We start from the raw sequence: 17,728 nt of genomic DNA, 5'->3' as shown, positions 1-17,728 counted from the left end.
ATTTTCAAATGAACTATTTAAGAAGTGGAAAATATAGGCGACAGCGCTCCAATCACAAAGTCGAAAACTTTAAGAAGGATTTGCTTTTTAGCTTTTCTGCTAATAAATATCCGGATCCGGCGTTTAATCCTCCGCCGGGCCAGGTGGATGCCCCGATCATATAAAAATGCTTGATCGGTGTTTGATAACGGGAGTGGCCGACGAAGGGTCGGAATAGAAAATGCTGAAACAGCTGGTGGCTGCCCGCCATATGGTCACCTTCGACAAGATTCGGATCCTCCTGGGGCAGATCCTCCGGGGAAAAGACGTGCCGGCATGCTATCGTATCCTTCACCCCGGGAGCGTATTCTTCCAGTTTATCGATAATCCGGTCGGCGTATTGTTCCTTGATGGAGGACCAGGGACCCGGCCCAATCTCGTTTAGCGCGTCGTACTTAGGGTGAGCGGGAAGGGAGCGAACCATGATCCATACCGCCGCTTTTCCCTCCGGAGCTCTGGTTGGATCAACGGCGCTAGCCTGGCCAACGATCAGCAGGGGGCTGTCCGGAAGCGTCTCATTCAGCGCCTGGGTATGCGTGCGGGCGAGGTCTTTTACATAAGGCGCTATGTGAACATAAGCCGATTGCCCGATTTCCTCCCCGGCTGTCCACTGGAGCGGCTCGTCCAGCGCCAGATGAATGACCATCGTTTTCGGCCCGTACTGGTAATTGCTTGCCTTAGTGACGAAGGAAGCAGGCAGATGGGCCGTATCGACTAAATGATCAACGATCTGGGTAGGCGTAGCGGTGGCAATGACGTCCCCGGCTTCTATATACGTTCCGTCGTCCAGAATCACTCCTTTGGCTTCGCCGTCCTCGACGTATACTTCATTCACCCAGGTGCCGGTTTGCAGCTCGCCGCCTCTTGCTTCGAGCATCGTTACCATCGCCTGGATCACCGTTTGGATGCCGCCGCGGGCAAATGGAACCCCCTCCCGGTAGTGTCCTATGGCTTCCATTAATGGAAAGGCAGCACCGCCGCTGACATCCGGGGCGTAGTCCAATTGATAGCCCCACGGAACGACCAGTGATTTTACTTTATCATTTTCAAACCATGAGTCGACGAATTGCCGCGGGGACTTGGCGAGCTGGCTGGAGACCTCCAGGGCGGATTTGATTTTTAAATCAAGCAGCGCCCTGAATACGACAAGGCCGGCACGGAGCGAGGGAAGCTCCCGGTGCATCAGTTTATATAAATAAGGGGAAACACGGTCGTATAAGGCATCAAAATCCTTCCAGGTCTCTGCGTCAGCGGCGGAATAGCCGGCGATATTGCGGTGCGTTTTGTCCGGGTCCTTGTTAATGGCGAGCCCGTGCCCGTCGGGAAAAACGCTTGCGTACGGGTGGGGCCCGTAGACAGGGGAGAAGCCATTTGCCTCGAGCTCCCGCTGATTTTCCGAATAAAACCGGGATTTTAAAAACAAGCTGATGTTCATGGAAAATAAATCATGAATAAAGCCCGGAGCGGCTACTTCACCAGATTTAGCAGCTCCTCCGGGGCGGGGCTCCTTCTCCAGCACCAGTACTTTCTTCCCCTGCTTGGCGAGCTGAATAGCAGCGGTGAGGCCGTTATGGCCGGCGCCGATGACAACTATGTCATATTTCATGTTTTCCTCCTTTACAATTACGTTCTTTATCATCGCTCACGTATACGTTGAACTCTTAACCTTTTCCCAAAAAACTAAAGGGATAAGAGCCTGATTGAGTGAAATATCATATGAGCACATTATTTGTGCTTTAATATAATATTGTATACTATTTAATTGTGCACAATTAAAAATAAAGGATGGCCATCCGCATGAATGATTCACCATTATCGCTTGATCACCAGTTATGCTTTGCTGTTTACGCCTGCTCCAAGGAAATATCGAAAATGTATCGCGAAGAGCTGGATCCGCTCGGGCTCACCTTCTCGCAGTACCTGATGATGCTTGTGCTGTGGGAGGAGGACCATCAGTCCGTCAAAGCCATTGGCGAAAAGCTGTATCTCGATTCCGGGACGCTGACCCCGATGGTAAAACGGATGGAGGGCGCGGGTCTGGTCACAAGGAAGCGTTCTACGGAGGATGAACGAAGCGTGCTGGTTCATCTTACCGAACAGGGACGCCTGTTAAAGCGCGATGCAGCGTGTCTGCCTGAGCGTCTTGGCAGCCGCCTGGGGATTGATGAGGAAGGCGCGAAGCAGCTGCTTCGTCAGCTGCACCAAATTACGGAACATATTCAAAAAGGAGAGAATTAACATGCAGCCACTTTATACAACCACCGCTACCGCTGTCGGAGGACGCGACGGCCGTGTCACTTCAGAGGATGGTAACCTAAACCTTGACGTTCGTACGCCAAAAGAGCTCGGAGGCAGCGGGGAACAGGGCACAAACCCGGAACAGCTTTTCGCCGCCGGCTATGCGGCGTGCTTTGAAAGCGCCCTGAACATGGTCGCCCGTCAGAAAAAAATCAAGCCGGATCATACAGAAATTACTGCCAACGTCTCCATCGGCAAGGATGACGAAGGCGGATTCGGCCTGGCCGTGAAGCTTGCGGTTCATGTGGAAGGCGTGTCGGAGGAGCAGGCGAAAGAGCTTGCCGAAGGCGCCCACGAGAACTGCCCGTATTCGAAAGCGACACGCGGAAACATTGAAGTGGACGTTACAGTAGCTTAACCCGTTTTAAGAATTAGGTAGTGTAAAGACTGATGCTGGAGAACACCCTCCATCATCAGTCTTTTTATTTTGGTTTTTAAGTATTTAAGCTTGTGTATGTCATTATATGAGTATATAATAGATTTATAATATCTATTATTGGAAGTGAAAAGCGGGATGAAATTTTCAAAAGCCACCGACTACGCCCTGCATGCGCTGGTGTATATGATTCATCGTGACGGGGAGACAACCAAAATCCCGGTCCAGGATTTATCGTTAGCACTGAATGTCTCTACGACGTACTTATCCAAAGTATTAACGCGTATCGTAAAGGCGAATTACATTAGCTCGACGAGCGGTGCCAAGGGCGGATACAGGCTGCAGCAGAACTGGGAAAACGTGAGCGTGTACGATATTGTGGTTGCGATCGACGGCGTACAGACGCTGTTTGAAGACAGCTTTGATCACGGAGATGAATGCAGAATTCAGGCGGTCATGATGGAAGCCCAGGAAAATTTAATCAGCACGCTAAAAAACAAAAGGCTGAAGGATTTGACGGTGTAGCAAATCCTTTTGCATTATTACAATTATAGATAATAAGAATCTTTAATATATAGGAAGGAGTTTTAAAATGATGTATGACGTAGTTATTATTGGTGGAGGACCGGCTGGATTAAGTGCGGCGCTTTATTTTGGAAGGGGATTAAAAAGGGCGCTGATTATTGATGAGGATAGGCCGAGAAACATCGTAACGCATGAAACGCACTCCTATTTAACCCAGGATAGAGTGACTCCGCAGACGTTCCGGAAGCGGTCCAGGGAAGATGCGCTGAAGTACGAGGGCAATACGATGTTAAATGATAGAGTGACTGCAATACACCAGCATAATGACGGCTTTATCGTCCAAACGCCAGCGGGTCAGTTTCAATCAAAGCAGATGTTGGTCGCCTCGGGATTAATCGAACAGCTGCCAGCGATTAAAAATATCGAACACTATTACGGGCAAAGCGTCTTTTACTGTCCGTGGTGCGACGGTTGGGAAATGAGAAACAAAAAGCTTGCCGTCATCAATCCGGATGAACGGGTCTTGCACATGGTTATGCTTCTCTCCAACTGGACAAACCAACTCGAAGTATTCACCGACGGCTATACCAGCCTGACAGATGAAAATAAGAAGATACTCGAAGATAAAAATATTCCTTATCATCTGGAGAAAATTGAGGAAATGTCTGGAGAGAACGGGCAGCTGCAGGCGATCCGAATGACCAACGGAGAAACGGTAGAGGTGGAGGGTGCTTTTACGTACGTGCACTGGAACACCAATTATGAATTTTTAAGCGGTCTGGATGTGGAACGGGATGAAAACAGCCGATTTGTGCTCAGTCAGTTCGGAGAAACCTCTGTGAAAGGGCTGTATGTGGCCGGCGAAGCAAAGGACAATTTTGGCAGCCAGCTGATAGCGGCAGCGGCGAACGGCGGGGAGGTTGCAAGATTCATGATGATGACGCAAATTCAGGAGGCGTTTAATAAAGAAGCATAAAAGGGGCGGATGTTAATTACCTCCTGAGTGCTATAATAAACCTGAAAGCTAACGAAATGAGGGAGAAAAGTGAGCTATCAGGTTGTACACACCACCGTGTTTTCTATGGAAAAGGGTGGGGGTAACCCATGTCCTGTCGTTTTAGACGCGGATCATCTTTCCACAAAAACCATGCAGCAGATGACAAAGGAGTTTGCGCATGAGTCAGCCTTTGTTATATCCTCCACCCGCCCGGACTGTGATCTAAAGCTTCGTTTTTTTGTTCCCTCCCATGAGATGGAAATGTGCATTCATGCCACCATAGGGAGCATCACGGTTTTAGTGGACAAAGGGGCCATTAGCCATTCCCCGGTCATTGTGGAGACCATGCTTGGACCTGTAAATGTAAAATGGGAAAAGCATGATTCAAAGCTGGAGATAAGTGTCGAACAGTTCCCGCCCGGGTTTCTGAACACCGTTCCGTCGAAAGAAGAAATAGGCAGGGCACTGAATATTGAACCAGAGGAACTGGCGGAATGGCCGGTTCAATCCGTTTCCACGTCCCGTTATAAATTAATGATCCCTTTAAAAAGCGTAGATACGTTGAACGCGCTTCAGCCTGATTTTAATTATCTCTGGGATTTATGTGACGAATTTAACACGACCGGCTTTTATCCTTTCGCTGTTTCACAACAACACGAAAAATACTTGCAAGCACGCCAGTTTCCCCGAAGGGCCGGCTATCCGGAGGATCCGGCCACCGGGGTAGCTGCCTCGGCCTTAGGCGCCTATTTAACGGCACATAAGATTTTGCCCCCAATAGAGGAAGGGTGGAATATCTTTCGTATTGTTCAGGGAGTCGCTATGGGAAAGCCGAGCATGATTGAATCGGAAACGTTTGTACAAGATAATCAAATTGTAAACACCCGAATCAAAGGAAGTGCCGAAGAATTGAAATAGTGTTTTATACTTTCAGTATGCCCCGGAAGCCTCTCGCGGCGTAGTATGATTCGGCTCCGTTATGGTAGATGAACGTGCGGCCGTACCGGTGGTCCCCAAACAAAGCGCCGCCCCGTTTTCTTATATCCGCAGGCGTCTGAATCCAGCTTGACGTTTTCGTATCGATTTTTTCCAGCTGTTGAAGAGTGAGATACTGCTCTTCGGTTAAAAGCTCGATGCCCATAGTCTGAGCCATGTCGACAGCAGTTGTTTCAGGCTTATATTTCTTTCTTGCCTCCAGTGCTTCGCGGTCATAGCAGACGCTCCGGCGTCCCTTAGGGCTTTCTGCCGAGCAGTCACAGAACAAATATTTATTCTCTACACGGTCGAAGCCAATCACATCCGGTTCACCGTCGGTCGACTCCATTTCGTTCAATGACCACAGTTTTTCGTCGTCTCCCTCAAGCTTTTTCAAGACAGAAGTCCATGCTAACTCTTTATGGCGGTGCATATGCTGTTCGAAACGGTCTTCGAGTATTGCCAGAATGGATTTCTTCTGTTCGGGAGTAAGCTGAAAAGAGGTGTCGTTTTTCTCCACCATGGGAAATTTCCTCCTTAAGATTTTATAGGTTTGTCTAAATTATACCATTTCAAAGGGTATTGATTACCCGCCGAGCATAATGGGTATTTATACGAGAGAAAACGGATGAGTCTGAATCATTGAAGGAGGAACTAGATTGGCACGTTTACAAAACAAAGTTGCAATTGTGACCGGGGCAGCCGGTGGGATTGGTCTCGGTACTGCCAGACTGTTTGCAGAAGAGGGAGCGAAGGTTATAGCAGCCGACGTTCAGATCGACCTGCTGCAGGAGGAAATAAAGAAAATACAGGACGAGGGGGCAGATATCACTGCCTTCGAACTGGATACCACCTCAGAGGAGAATTGGAAAAAGGTGGTTCAACAAGCGGTGGATACCTACGGGCAGGTGGATATTCTGGTAAACAACGCAGGCATCCACTATCCGAGCAAAATTCTCGAAACCTCCCTGGAGGAATGGAATAAAGTCATGAACGTGGACTCGACCGGATACTTTCTTGGCATGCGCGAGGTTATTCCGGAAATGCAGAAGGCCGGGCAGGGATCGATTATTAATATAGCATCGATGGCCGCCTTAACCGGGTCCGGAGCAGCTGGCGGCAACGGCACAGCCTACAGTGCGGCCAAAGGGGCGATACGTTCCATGACGAAGCACGTGGCTGCCCATTTTGCCGAAGAAAGCATTCGGGCAAACAGCATTCATCCAGGTCCGATACGGACGCCAATCATGGGCGAACGGCAGAAAACCATTTCAGAGGATAATCAGGACGTTGTGCCTCTTCCGCCCCACCACGGGGAAGCGGTGGACATTGCCTACGCCGCTCTGTACTATGCTTCCGATGAATCCCGGTTTGTAACCGGGGACGAGATGGTCGTCGACGGGGGCTCGCTAGCTTAACTGTTTGTAGAATAAGGATTACCCCGGGAGCAGACCGTATGCTGTCGGGGTAATCTTTTTTATGTTGAAAGCTCCCGAAACCTGCGGGGTGAATCGCGGACGAATGCCTGAAAATTCCGGTTAAACGAGCGGAGGCTGCTGTAGCCGCAGTCTGCAGCAATTTCGCCGATCGGCTGCTGGCTGCTTTTCAGTAAATAACAGGCACGCGAGATCCGGTAATAGTTTAAGTATTCGGTAAAGGTCATGCCGGCCATGTGAACAAACAGCTTGGACAGGTAGGGATAGTCATACTGCAAATGTTCAGCCACCGCTTTTAACGTACACTCGGAGGCGTAATTATTATCCACATACAGAAGCATTTGATGAAGAATTTTCGTTTTAGCAGAATACTGGACGGGCTTGAAATCGGTGTTTTCCTCTAACGTACTGCAGATGCCGTACAAAAAGCTTTTCTGCCTGTAGACGGATCCCCGGGACGGCAGCAGCACGTCCGGCGAAAGAGAGAACGTATTATTTACAGGGATAAAGCCTTTATAATCCATAAAAAAACGGCCGATCAATTCAGGAGAAAAAATGACGATGGTGATAGCGGAATGCCCGACCGTTGTAAATTCATGCATTTGATTATTAAAAATAAAGGCCGCCCCGTTTTGCTTCAGAAGATACTCTTTCTGGTCAATGGTTACCCGCAGCTGTCCTTCATGGACAATGATCAGTTCATAGGCACGGTGAAAGTGAAGCGGAAAGCTGAAATTGGTTAAGGTAACACGTTGAAATGATTCCTGTTCTTCGACTCCATGAGGCTCAAAAAAGACCAAAGCTGTATCCCCTTTCAAAAACACTAATATTGTCTTATATTATACTATTTTTTGAATAGAAGCATAAGAAGCTTCCCGCCTATAATAAAAACAGATTGATAGAAGGGGGAAAGCTTCATGGCACTTGAATATCATGTAGCAAAAAACGGCTCTGACAAAAACGACGGCACAGTGGAAAAACCTTTTTTAACAATTAATAGAGCAGCTTCATTAGCCACCGCGGGAGACACCGTAGTGGTGCATGAAGGTGAATACAGAGAATGGGTGAAACCGCGAAATGGCGGCCGGAGTGAGACCCGGAGAATTATATATACCGCAGCTCCTGGAGAAAAAGCAGTAATTAAAGGTTCGGAACAAATTGACTACTGGGAACAGGTGGAGGGAACGGTCTGGAAGGCACACGTCCCAAACACGTTATTTGGCGACTACAATCCATTTACGGAAAAAATATTCGGGGACTGGATCGTTCACAATCCAGGCAGGCATCTGGGTGATGTGTATTTAAACGGAATGTCTTTTTACGAAGCAGAAACCTTTGCGGAAGTGCTGAATCCCGAAAAGCAGACCGAGGTTTTGGATCATTGGACAAAAACGACTGTTCCTGTCCACCGTCCGGAGCAGACGACGTACCGCTGGTATGCGGAAGCAGACAGCAGCCATACGACGATTTTCGCCAATTTTCAGGGCGCTGACCCGAATAAAGAGCTGGTGGAAATAAACGTGCGGAAGGCCTGCTTTTATCCGGAACTGACGGGGCTCAACTATATCACGGTGCAGGGGTTTGAAATGGCCCAGGCAGCAACGCCGTGGACGCCTCCGACGGCGGATCAGCCGGGATTGATCGGGCCGAACTGGAGCAAGGGGTGGATTATTGAAAACAATGTGATTCACGATTCTAAATGCAGTGCGATCAGTATTGGAAAGGAAGCGTCCACCGGGGACAATTACCGGACGAGAAGAAAGGACAAACCAGGCTACCAGTACCAGCTGGAATCTGTGTTTATGGCCCGGCATATTGGCTGGAGCAAGGAGCGCATCGGCTCTCACATTATCCGTGATAACACCATTTATGATTGCGGCCAGAACGGGGTGGTCGGTCATCTGGGCTGCGTGTTCAGCGAGATCTATCATAACCACATTTATAATATCGCATTAAAGCGGGAGTTTTTTGGCCACGAAATCGCCGGAATTAAACTGCATGCAGCGATTGATGTCCAGATTCACAGCAACCGTATCCATGACTGCTCGCTTGGGGTATGGCTCGACTGGCAGACCCAGGGCACGAGAGTAAGCAAAAATCTATTTTACAGAAACAGCCGTGATCTTTTTGTAGAAGTGAGCAGCGGACCGTATGTGGTGGACCATAATATTTTAACGGCAGACTATGCCCTGGATAATCATGCACAGGGAGGAGCTTACGTTAACAATCTGATTGCGGGCAAAATGGTGCACAAGAAGATGCTGGACCGGGCAACACCGTATCACGTGCCCCACAGCACGGAGGTATCAGGATTTGCGCCTGTCTACGGCGGAGACGATCGTTTTTACAATAACATGTTTGTAGGAAAATCGGATTTGAATGATGTAGGCACGTCCCATTTTAACGGATACACGGCGTCGCTTGAGGAATATATCGAAAAGGTGGATCAGGTCGGCTTGGACCATGAAGCGTTCCACAGTATAGAGCAGCCGGTCTACATTAATCATAATGCTTACTTTAATGGGGCGGTTCCGTTTGAAGGGGAGCATGAGGCATTAACTAACGACGCTTTTGATCCCCAGCTGACGATAATTGAAAAAGGGGATGAGGTGTATCTGTCCTGTGAACTGCCCGGTGAATTTGAACAAATGCGCGGGGAGATAAAGCATACAGGAAACCTGGAGCGGGCGCGTATCGTGGATGCGGATTTTGAAAATCCGGACGGAAGCGAGCTCCGGATAGAGAAGGACTTCTTAGGCAAGCAAAAAGCCAAAGCCGACGTGCTGGGACCGATTGGGCAGCTGCAGGCTGGTAAAAATGAAATAAAGGTGTGGGGTTAATTTTTAATAGTACGGTGTCTGTTTATCATAAACGGGCACCGTATTTTTTATAAAAAAGCAGTCAGGCTATTTAATAAAGCGTTTACAAAAGAAAAAGTTTGGTTTATATTGAATACGTATTCAAAATTAAAGGAGGATGCTTGATGCCCACTTATCTGAAACGAGGAAAAAGCGATCAGGAGAAACAGGAGGCGGACACGAAGGTTCAGCAGGCGGTGCAGGCGATCATTCAGGATGTAGAGCAGCGGGGGGATGAAGCGGTCCGGGAGCTTTCTGAGAAATTCGACAAATGGTCGCCGGAATCGTTCCGCCTGTCGACGGAAACCATTCAGCAGGTGATGGATGAACTGCCGCAGCAGGTGATTGATGATATTACCTTTGCGCAGTCGCAAATTCAAAATTTTGCCCGGCATCAGCGGGAGTCCATTCAGGATATTGAAGTGGAAACGCGGCCCGGCGTTATTTTAGGACATAAAAACATCCCGGTGAACAGCGTAGGCTGCTATATCCCGGGCGGACGCTATCCGATGGTGGCCTCTTCCCATATGAGTATTGTGACAGCGAAGGTCGCCGGGGTCGACAGAGTGATCGCCTGTACGCCCCCGAGTAATGGGGAAATACCGGCAGCTACGGTGGCAGCTATGCATATGGCCGGGGCGGATGAAATCTATCTGCTGGGAGGAGTGCAGGCAATGACCGCCATGGCAGTCGGAACAGAAACGATTCAGCCGGTGGATATGATTGTCGGACCGGGCAACGCCTTTGTAGCGGAAGCCAAGCGGCAGCTGTACGGCAGAGTGGGGATTGATTTATTTGCAGGCCCGACCGAAACGCTTGTGATTGCTGATGAAACGGCCGACGTGGAAATGGTGGCTACCGACATTCTCGGTCAGGCAGAGCACGGACCAACGTCCCCGGGCGCCCTTATTACAACGTCCCAATCGCTTGCCGAGTCTCTGGAGGAGGAAATTGCCCGTCAGCTAAAAACACTCCCGACAGCGGAAGTCGCAGAGCAGGCGTGGCGTGATAATGGTTCTATCATCGTCGTGGAAGATGTGGAAGAAGCGGTTCGTGAAGCGGATAAGCTCGCCTATGAACACGTAGAGGTTCTTACCAGGGACCCGGATTACTTTCTGGAAAACATGACAAACTACGGAGCTCTCTTTCTCGGGCCAGAAACGAATGTCGCTTACGGAGACAAAGTCATCGGGACCAATCATACACTTCCGACCAAGCAGGCGGCAAAATATACCGGCGGTCTATGGGTAGGCAAGTTCTTGAAAAATTGCACGTATCAGCGCGTAACGGAGGAAGCCAGTGCAGAAATAGGCAGATACGCCGAACGTCTTTGCGAGCTCGAAGGCTTCATGGGGCATAAAGCTCAGGCATCATTACGTGTGCAAAGATACAGCACCACCGACTGACCACCGGCATGAAAATTGAACTATATGGATAAATGTGCTAATTTAAGGTTAGTTGAATACGCATTCAACTAATTTCGGGAATATGAAAAGGTGATTGGTAAGTGGTGAAGCTAACGGTGACGTCCAACGATGTAGCCAAAAAAGCAGGCGTGTCCCAGGCAACGGTTTCAAGAGTAATTAACAACTATCCTTATATCAAGGAGGCCACACGGCAGAAGGTGTTAAGCGCGATAGATGAGATGGGCTTTACGCCGGATGAGGTCGCGAGAAGTTTAAACAAACGAAAAACCGGAACGATTGGCTTAATTGTCGGGGACATAGCAAATACCTTTTTTGCGGAAACCGCGAAAATTATTATCACCGAAGCCAGAAAAAAAGGCTATGACGTCATATTAACAGATACCAATCACAGCAGTGATAATTTAAAAACAGCGATTGATACGCTGATCGGAAAGCGCGTGGAAGGGATCATTGTAGGATCCGTGGAAAGATACGAAGAAGAAATCCACCGGCTGTACGCCTCGGATACGCCTGTCGTTTTGTATAATACAAAAACGTATTCTAAAAAGGGTCATTCCTTTGTGCTCGATAACGTTAAGGGCGCTCATATGGCGATGGAGCATTTAATCGGAAAAGGACATAAACGAATCGGGTTTGCAACATTATTAACAAAGTATTCGACTCTGTATGAACGAAATATTGGCTACGAAAACAAGCTCGAAGAATATAATATTCCTTATGATCCTGGGCTCGTTTACGTTGGTGATTTAGAGAATACAGCGATTTCGGATTATATAAAAGAAATAATGCAGGGCCCGGATCCGGCGACAGCTGTATTTGCCGCTTCAGACCAGATGGCGCTTGCCATCATGGAGAGCTGTAAAACGATGAGGGTGCACGTGCCGGGAGATTTGGCAGTTATTGGCTTTGATAATATCAATCTTGCGGCGAATCCTTTAATAGATTTAACGACTATTTCGCAGCAGCATGAACGTATGTCGCTTTTGGCAGTGGAAAAATTAATTAATTTATTGGCCGCCGGAGAAAAGCAGGAAGACTATACGGACGAGGTTATTGAACCAATTTTAATTGAGCGGAGTACAACGTAAATAAAATTAAAAATGGAGAAAGCGTTTACAAATAAACGCTTGCCTGTTACTGTATACGTATTCATAAAATTTTTGAGTGTTTTGAATACGTATACAAAAAAGGAGGAAAAGCCATCAGCGCTAATCTATTCTCTTTAGAAGGGAAAACGATCGTCGTTACGGGTGCTAATAAAGGCATTGGAAAAGAAATAGCGGTCATGCTGGCTGAGGCCGGCGCCAACGTGGCGTTGGTAGCCCGGGATGAGCAGGCTTTACAGGAAACGGCCCGGATGATTCAGGAGAAGGGCCGATCCGCTGAGCCATTCCCGTTTGATTTAACCAACATCGAATATCTGGATGAGCTGTTCGCGAGTATTTACAAACAGTTTGGCCGGATTGACGTGCTTCTGAACAATGCCGGCACGAACATTCCGGCGCCGGCAGAAGAGGTGACGGAGGAGCAGTGGGACCGCATCCACGACATTAATCTAAAAAGCGTCTTTTTTGCCTGTCAGGCGGCCGGAAAATGGATGCGTGAGGCAGGACACGGAAAAATTATCAATATGTCCTCCCAGATGGCTTTTGTCGGTTACTATAACCGCGCAGCCTACAGCTCGAGCAAGGGAGGAATTACGCAGCTGACCAAGTCGCTGGCCATTGAATGGGCTTCTGACGGTATCAACGTTAATGCTGTAGCCCCCACCTTTATCGAAACACCGATGACAGAAAAAATGTTTGAAGATACAGAGTTTAAAGAGGAAGTGCTTGCCAGAATTCCGCTTGGCAGGCTGGCCCGTCCAGAGGACCTTTTCGGAGCCGTAGCATTTCTCAGTTCGGCTTCCTCCGATATGGTTACCGGGCAGACGATCCTCGTCGATGGCGGCTGGACTGTCTGGTGAGAAGCTTCCAATAATAAAAAAAACAACAGAGTCTTAGGAGGACTATTACATGAATGAAAACTCGACAAAAAGCATTAATGAACAAATGAAGGAACGGATTGTACGATTTAAGGATATGAAATCGCAGGGCATTCCGCTGATGTTTATCGACAGCATTATCCCGGGCCACAACCGGATCAATTACGCGGTGATCGGGGATACAGCAAGCGAAAATCCTGAATATAACCCGATTATTACGGAGCCGCACGGCTTTCAGATTGGAATGGTCAAGGCGCCGCCCGGAAATGGACCGGCCTTTCATACGCACGATTATATTGAATCGTTCATGCCGCTGAGCGGAAAATGGCGTTTTTATTGGGGTGAAGGTCCGGACGAGATTGAAGGCGAAGCCATCCTGGAAGAATGGGATTTGATTACACTGCCGAAAGGGCTGTACCGCGGTCTGGAAAATGTAAGCGATGAGGATGCCTGGCTGTTTGCAGTGCTCGAGCAACATGAAGTGTTTGAAGGGAAGGATCCCTACTGGGCGCCGGACGTAATGAAAAAAGCCTCCCAATACGGGTTTAATGCAGACGAAAAAGGCAAAATGGTGCCGCCGGAGGATTTTAAGGAAAGAGAAAAAGAAATGGCAGAAAAACTGAAGATGGGAGAGTGAAAAAATATATAATAAGAGAGTTGCATAGACGGTAGTCTATAGGCAAGCGAGATACAACCAATGCTCAGGAGGGTGTTTGATGGAAAACAAAAATGCAGCCAAAACAGGAAAAAAGCAGGAAGAGTCTCTGACAGCCGGGAACGAAAAGCCGGCACAGGAGGAAAAGCAGGGTTCTGAAGCCAAGGGCGGCGGTAAGGATACCGCTCACAAGCATTTGATCCATTACGCTGACGGCAGTGAAGTAAATGCGATGGACGCCCGGGATGATGAGGATTACCTGCGTATCCCGGAGCATGAAATCAAAAAGCAGTCGATGAAGGGCTACGGGGATTATCACAATATCGTTGACTATATTGTACGGATCACCCGGCAGATCTGGAAGGAGAAGGACATCGGGCTTATCTATGATACGTACAGTCACGGTGTGCAGATCCACCGCGGGCTGATTAACAGCCACGGTGTCAACGAAGTAATTTCGGGCACGCTGCAAACCCTGCAGGCATTCCCTGACCGTACAGGCCTTGGCTGGAGCATAGTATGGTCCGGCAATGATGAAGAAGGCTTTTTCACCTCCCACCGCGGCCGGTCCGTAGCAACAAATATTGGTGATACCCTTTACGGTCCTGCGACAGGAAAAAGAGTCGTTTTCCGGACCACTGCCGACTGCCTGATTCATGAAAATAAAATATATGAAGAATGGCTCGTGATGGATACGCACCACCTCGTGCAGCAGCTCGGCTATGATCCGGTGGAAATAGCGAAGCGTACCGCCAAGCAGACAAAGCAGCTGGCTCCAAACCTGCAGTTCAGCCTGTCCCAGTCGGCAGAAGAAGGACTGCCGCCAAAGGAATATATCCCACAGCATGAAGATTTTGAAATTGGTGATTTTATACTCGGAATGTTTAACAAAGTGTGGGAACGGCGCTCGTTTAATTATATAAAGAATTTTTACGAAAGCAATGCCGTGATTCATTACGTGTGCAATAAAGATATGGTCGGACACAGTGAAATCCAGGGCATGTTCATTAATCTGTTTGCCTCTGTGCCGAACGCAAAGGTGCTGCTCGACCGGGTGACCTGCAACAAAAAAGGCTCGGATGATGATTGGGATGTAGCTGTACGCTGGAGAATTCAAGGGGTGCACGGAGGTATCGGCTATTTCGGTTCCCCAAGCGGAAAAGCAGTGGAAATCAACGGGATGAACCATTTTAAAGTCCGCAATAAAAAAATTCAGGAGGAATGGATGCTGTTTGACGGCATGGAAGTGCTGCGCCAGATCTATGCTCAAATGGAAGAGAGCAATGAGGATGGCGACAACCAGTTTTCCTCTGAGGATGGTAACTTTACCGGTGTTTCATAACAATCGCTGGAGGGAGGTATTATGAATTCCATCCAATACATGCACAAGGGATACCGTCATAAATGGTTTTCCCCGGAGGAAATAATTACAGACTGTCTGCAGAAAGTAAAAGCCCGGGAGAACGAACTGCGTTCCTTTATTACCGTTACAGAAGATGAAGCAGTACATGAAGCAAAAAACATAACCAGAGCGTTTGAAGAGGGGCGTCACGAAAGTGAATTGGCGGGCGTCCCTGTTTCATACAAAGACATTATTAACACTAAAGGAACAAAAACGACGAACGGCTCCTGGATTGATAGGGATTATGTTCCCGAAGAAGATGCTGAGGTGGTAACGAATCTAAAAAGCCGTAGCGCGATTACTTTGGGAAAGAACAATTTACATGAGTATGCGTTTGGGATCACATCAAAAAATCCTTTTTACGGAGATGTTCTTAACCCGTGGCACGAGGATTGCATGGTAGGAGGATCCAGCGGCGGCTCGGCAGCTGCTGTAGCTGCCGGCTTTTGCTACGGCTCCGTCGGCACAGATACTTCAGGGTCCATCAGAATACCGGCCTCATGTACAGGAATCGTCGGATTAAAGCCAACATACGGACTTATCAGCACAGAAGGCATTTTTCCTTTATCCACTTCAATGGATCATGCAGGGCCGATGGCTAATTATGTATCGGATGTTTCACTACTGCTTCACGGCATGCAGAAAAACGCTCCAGGAAACCCACAGATAGGGGAAAAGCCGCTCAAGCTGGGCGTTCCTAAACAATACTTTAATGAAGGCATGAGTGCGGAAGTGCGGACGGTATATGATCAGTTTCTGGAGAATTGCCGTTCGATGGGAGCTGAATTAATAGAGGTGGATACGAACTTCTTTAGTCATTCTATGAGCCTGGCCCGAATAATTGCTGCACCGGAGGTCACACTCGCACATCAGGGGAAAGCCTCTCTTGATGATTACGCAGAAGATATCGGCCCAACGTTTGAACGGGGAGAAAATGCTTCTGCTTTAGAGTATTTGGAAGCGCTTCAGCATAAGAAGGAAATGACACTCAGGCTTTCCAGTATATTTACACAAGTGGATATTTTAGTAACACCTACTCTTCCTATTACCCCGCCGCGTCTTGGGGAAAACATCGTTTCAACCGGTGAGGATATCAGTGATGCGATGACCAGGTATACGACTCCATTCGATATCACAGGGCATCCCGCACTATCGATGCCCGGGGGTCTTTCCGGTGGACAATTGCCTGTGGGTATTCAATTAGTTGGAGGGTGGTATCAGGAGGCAACGGTGCTGCAGCTTGCTGCAGAATACGAGAAATTGTTTTTAACACCTTTTTATGAACAGAGAGAAAAGCGATGCATGACAGCCAATTAAGTAATGACACTCAGTCAGCGGTGGATATTCATTAGTGATTTGTTAGAAGAAAACAAAATAGGGGGCATAAAAATGTATAAAAAGCCATCACTGTTACTACTGTCCGGAACAATGGTGTCGACACTGGCGCTCAGCGGCTGTGGAGGTTCCTCAGGCTCGGAGGATCTAGAGGGGGAAACCGTCACTGTAGCCGTAACCGAAGGTGATATCGGCCAGTTTAATGCATGGGAAGCGAGAAGTGACGAATTCACGGAAGAAACGGGCATTGAAGTGGAATTTATCGGGGTACCCTACAATAACCTGCTCGACCGTATCACCACCGAAGGAATTTCGGGGGAGGGAACCTTTGATCTGGTCACGTACCTGGATACGATGGGACCGTCCGTGCAGCAGTTTCTGGAGCCGTTGGATGAGTACGCTGCCGAAGACGATTATAATTTTGACCGCTTTCCGGAATCATCGTTAAATTTATCCACCTTTGACGATGAAGTGCACAGTCTGCCGGTTCGTGCGAATGCGCAATTAATGTTTTACCGCAAGGACGTTTTTGAGGATTTAGGTATCGATCCCCCGGAAACGTGGACGGAACTGGAGGAAGCAGGTAAAGAAATTACAGAAAATACAGAAATGTCAGCCATTTCCCCTTATTACCAGGGTGGAAACAACGGGCAGAACATGTACATGTGGACCTCCTACTTGTGGAGCAACGGATCCGATATTTTTGATGAGGATATGAAGCCGGTATTTAACTCCGAAGAAGGCATTGAAGCAACCCAGAGATACGTTGACCTGCTGGTGGAGGATGAAATTGCTTCCCCTGGATCTGTGTCCTTCGGGGAACAGGACGCCCGGACCGACTTTAAACAGGGGAATTCCGCCATGTGGGTCGGCTGGTGGTGGGTATATTCCGACTTCAACCTGAGTGATTCCTCTGGAGAAGAGGTGCGGGGCAATGTTGGCTTTACTACTGTACCCGGATGGGAAGGAAAAGGAAGCACCTCTAACGTTTCCACCTTCCCGCTTGGCATGATGAAGGATTCAGAGAACAAAGAAGCGGCCTGGGAATTTATGAAATATATCAGTGAGCCGGAATTTGAAAAAGACATGGTCCTGGATGCGCTGAACGGAAATTCTCCGTCGGATCAGTTTACGACAAACATTTCCCAGACTCAAAACTTTAATGACGAAGAATTGAATGAAGCGGGCGACGATTTGTTCAAAGTAGGCGGAGAAGCATTCGGAAACGCCCAGACACTTCCAAAGATTCCGGAATGGCCTGAAGTCTCCAATATTATCAGCAGCGCTATTTCAGACATGGCAGCTGGCGCTCCGGTAGAAAAAACGACGAATGAAGCGGCGGCGGAAGTAGAACAGTTGTTGGAGGAAGAAGGGTATTACGAATAGTAAAGCCGTACAGCTCCCTCATTTGAGGGGGCTCC

The 17,728-nt window shown here is 48.4% G+C and carries 17 protein-coding genes; 14 read left to right on the top strand and 3 right to left on the bottom strand.

Annotated features, from left to right (window positions below; translation table 11 throughout):
- Nucleotides 1–52: 52 nt before the first annotated feature.
- The gene (locus SIC45_RS08830) at nucleotides 53–1,645 is read right to left on the bottom strand and encodes an NAD(P)/FAD-dependent oxidoreductase (RefSeq protein ID WP_319631877.1); all 1,593 of its coding nucleotides are present in this window, start codon (nucleotides 1,643–1,645) and stop codon (nucleotides 53–55) included.
- 191 nt (nucleotides 1,646–1,836) lie between these two features.
- Between SIC45_RS08830 and SIC45_RS08825 the strand changes: the two genes are divergently transcribed.
- The 5 genes from SIC45_RS08825 to SIC45_RS08805 all read left to right on the top strand — a co-directional run bounded on the left by SIC45_RS08825 (nucleotide 1,837) and on the right by SIC45_RS08805 (nucleotide 5,153).
- On the top strand, nucleotides 1,837–2,277 hold the full coding sequence (locus tag SIC45_RS08825; protein ID WP_319631876.1) for a MarR family transcriptional regulator: 441 nt from the start codon (nucleotides 1,837–1,839) through the stop codon (nucleotides 2,275–2,277).
- 1 nt (nucleotide 2,278) lies between these two features.
- Nucleotides 2,279–2,695: an organic hydroperoxide resistance protein gene (locus SIC45_RS08820; protein ID WP_022792344.1), complete on the top strand. Its 417-nt coding sequence runs from the start codon at nucleotides 2,279–2,281 to the stop codon at nucleotides 2,693–2,695.
- A gap of 156 nt (nucleotides 2,696–2,851) precedes the next feature.
- The gene (locus SIC45_RS08815) at nucleotides 2,852–3,238 is read left to right on the top strand and encodes an Rrf2 family transcriptional regulator (RefSeq protein ID WP_319631875.1); all 387 of its coding nucleotides are present in this window, start codon (nucleotides 2,852–2,854) and stop codon (nucleotides 3,236–3,238) included.
- Between the two features lie 67 nt (nucleotides 3,239–3,305).
- Nucleotides 3,306–4,214, top strand: coding sequence for an NAD(P)/FAD-dependent oxidoreductase (locus SIC45_RS08810; RefSeq protein ID WP_319631874.1), 909 nt, complete (start codon nucleotides 3,306–3,308; stop codon nucleotides 4,212–4,214).
- A gap of 69 nt (nucleotides 4,215–4,283) precedes the next feature.
- Nucleotides 4,284–5,153: a PhzF family phenazine biosynthesis isomerase gene (locus SIC45_RS08805; protein ID WP_319631873.1), complete on the top strand. Its 870-nt coding sequence runs from the start codon at nucleotides 4,284–4,286 to the stop codon at nucleotides 5,151–5,153.
- Between the two features lie 4 nt (nucleotides 5,154–5,157).
- On the opposite strand, the gene SIC45_RS08800 is transcribed toward SIC45_RS08805, so the two are convergent.
- Entirely contained in the window at nucleotides 5,158–5,733 is a 576-nt protein-coding gene (locus SIC45_RS08800; RefSeq protein ID WP_319631872.1) for a DUF4256 domain-containing protein, read from the bottom strand.
- Between the two features lie 136 nt (nucleotides 5,734–5,869).
- Between SIC45_RS08800 and SIC45_RS08795 the strand changes: the two genes are divergently transcribed.
- Complete coding sequence (locus tag SIC45_RS08795) at nucleotides 5,870–6,628, top strand: glucose 1-dehydrogenase (RefSeq protein ID WP_319631871.1); 759 nt, start codon at nucleotides 5,870–5,872, stop codon at nucleotides 6,626–6,628.
- Nucleotides 6,629–6,687: 59 nt separating this feature from the next.
- On the opposite strand, the gene SIC45_RS08790 is transcribed toward SIC45_RS08795, so the two are convergent.
- Entirely contained in the window at nucleotides 6,688–7,446 is a 759-nt protein-coding gene (locus SIC45_RS08790; protein WP_319631870.1) for an AraC family transcriptional regulator, read from the bottom strand.
- Between the two features lie 117 nt (nucleotides 7,447–7,563).
- On the opposite strand from SIC45_RS08790, the gene SIC45_RS08785 reads away from it, so the two are divergent.
- From SIC45_RS08785 to SIC45_RS08750, 8 genes are all read left to right on the top strand, one after another.
- Nucleotides 7,564–9,486, top strand: coding sequence for a right-handed parallel beta-helix repeat-containing protein (locus SIC45_RS08785; protein ID WP_319631869.1), 1,923 nt, complete (start codon nucleotides 7,564–7,566; stop codon nucleotides 9,484–9,486).
- Between the two features lie 143 nt (nucleotides 9,487–9,629).
- Nucleotides 9,630–10,910: a histidinol dehydrogenase gene (hisD, locus tag SIC45_RS08780; protein ID WP_319631868.1), complete on the top strand. Its 1,281-nt coding sequence runs from the start codon at nucleotides 9,630–9,632 to the stop codon at nucleotides 10,908–10,910.
- A 101-nt stretch (nucleotides 10,911–11,011) separates the two neighbouring features.
- Nucleotides 11,012–12,019, top strand: a complete 1,008-nt coding sequence (locus SIC45_RS08775; RefSeq protein ID WP_319631867.1) for a LacI family DNA-binding transcriptional regulator — start codon at nucleotides 11,012–11,014, stop codon at nucleotides 12,017–12,019.
- Nucleotides 12,020–12,132: 113 nt separating this feature from the next.
- Entirely contained in the window at nucleotides 12,133–12,897 is a 765-nt protein-coding gene (locus SIC45_RS08770) for a glucose 1-dehydrogenase (protein WP_319632946.1), read from the top strand.
- A gap of 49 nt (nucleotides 12,898–12,946) precedes the next feature.
- Nucleotides 12,947–13,552, top strand: coding sequence for a cupin domain-containing protein (locus tag SIC45_RS08765; RefSeq protein WP_319631866.1), 606 nt, complete (start codon nucleotides 12,947–12,949; stop codon nucleotides 13,550–13,552).
- 79 nt (nucleotides 13,553–13,631) lie between these two features.
- The gene (locus SIC45_RS08760; protein ID WP_319631865.1) at nucleotides 13,632–14,912 is read left to right on the top strand and encodes an ester cyclase; all 1,281 of its coding nucleotides are present in this window, start codon (nucleotides 13,632–13,634) and stop codon (nucleotides 14,910–14,912) included.
- Nucleotides 14,913–14,933: 21 nt separating this feature from the next.
- On the top strand, nucleotides 14,934–16,289 hold the full coding sequence (locus SIC45_RS08755) for an amidase (RefSeq protein ID WP_319631864.1): 1,356 nt from the start codon (nucleotides 14,934–14,936) through the stop codon (nucleotides 16,287–16,289).
- A 72-nt stretch (nucleotides 16,290–16,361) separates the two neighbouring features.
- Nucleotides 16,362–17,693, top strand: a complete 1,332-nt coding sequence (locus SIC45_RS08750) for a sugar ABC transporter substrate-binding protein (protein WP_319631863.1) — start codon at nucleotides 16,362–16,364, stop codon at nucleotides 17,691–17,693.
- The last annotated feature ends 35 nt before the right edge of the window (nucleotides 17,694–17,728 follow it).

This window comes from Marinococcus sp. PL1-022 (genome assembly GCF_033845285.1).
GTDB lineage: Bacteria > Bacillota > Bacilli > Bacillales > Marinococcaceae > Marinococcus.
The sequence above is the reverse complement of the archived record's forward strand: the minus strand, read 5'-3'. Positions and strand labels throughout refer to the sequence as shown.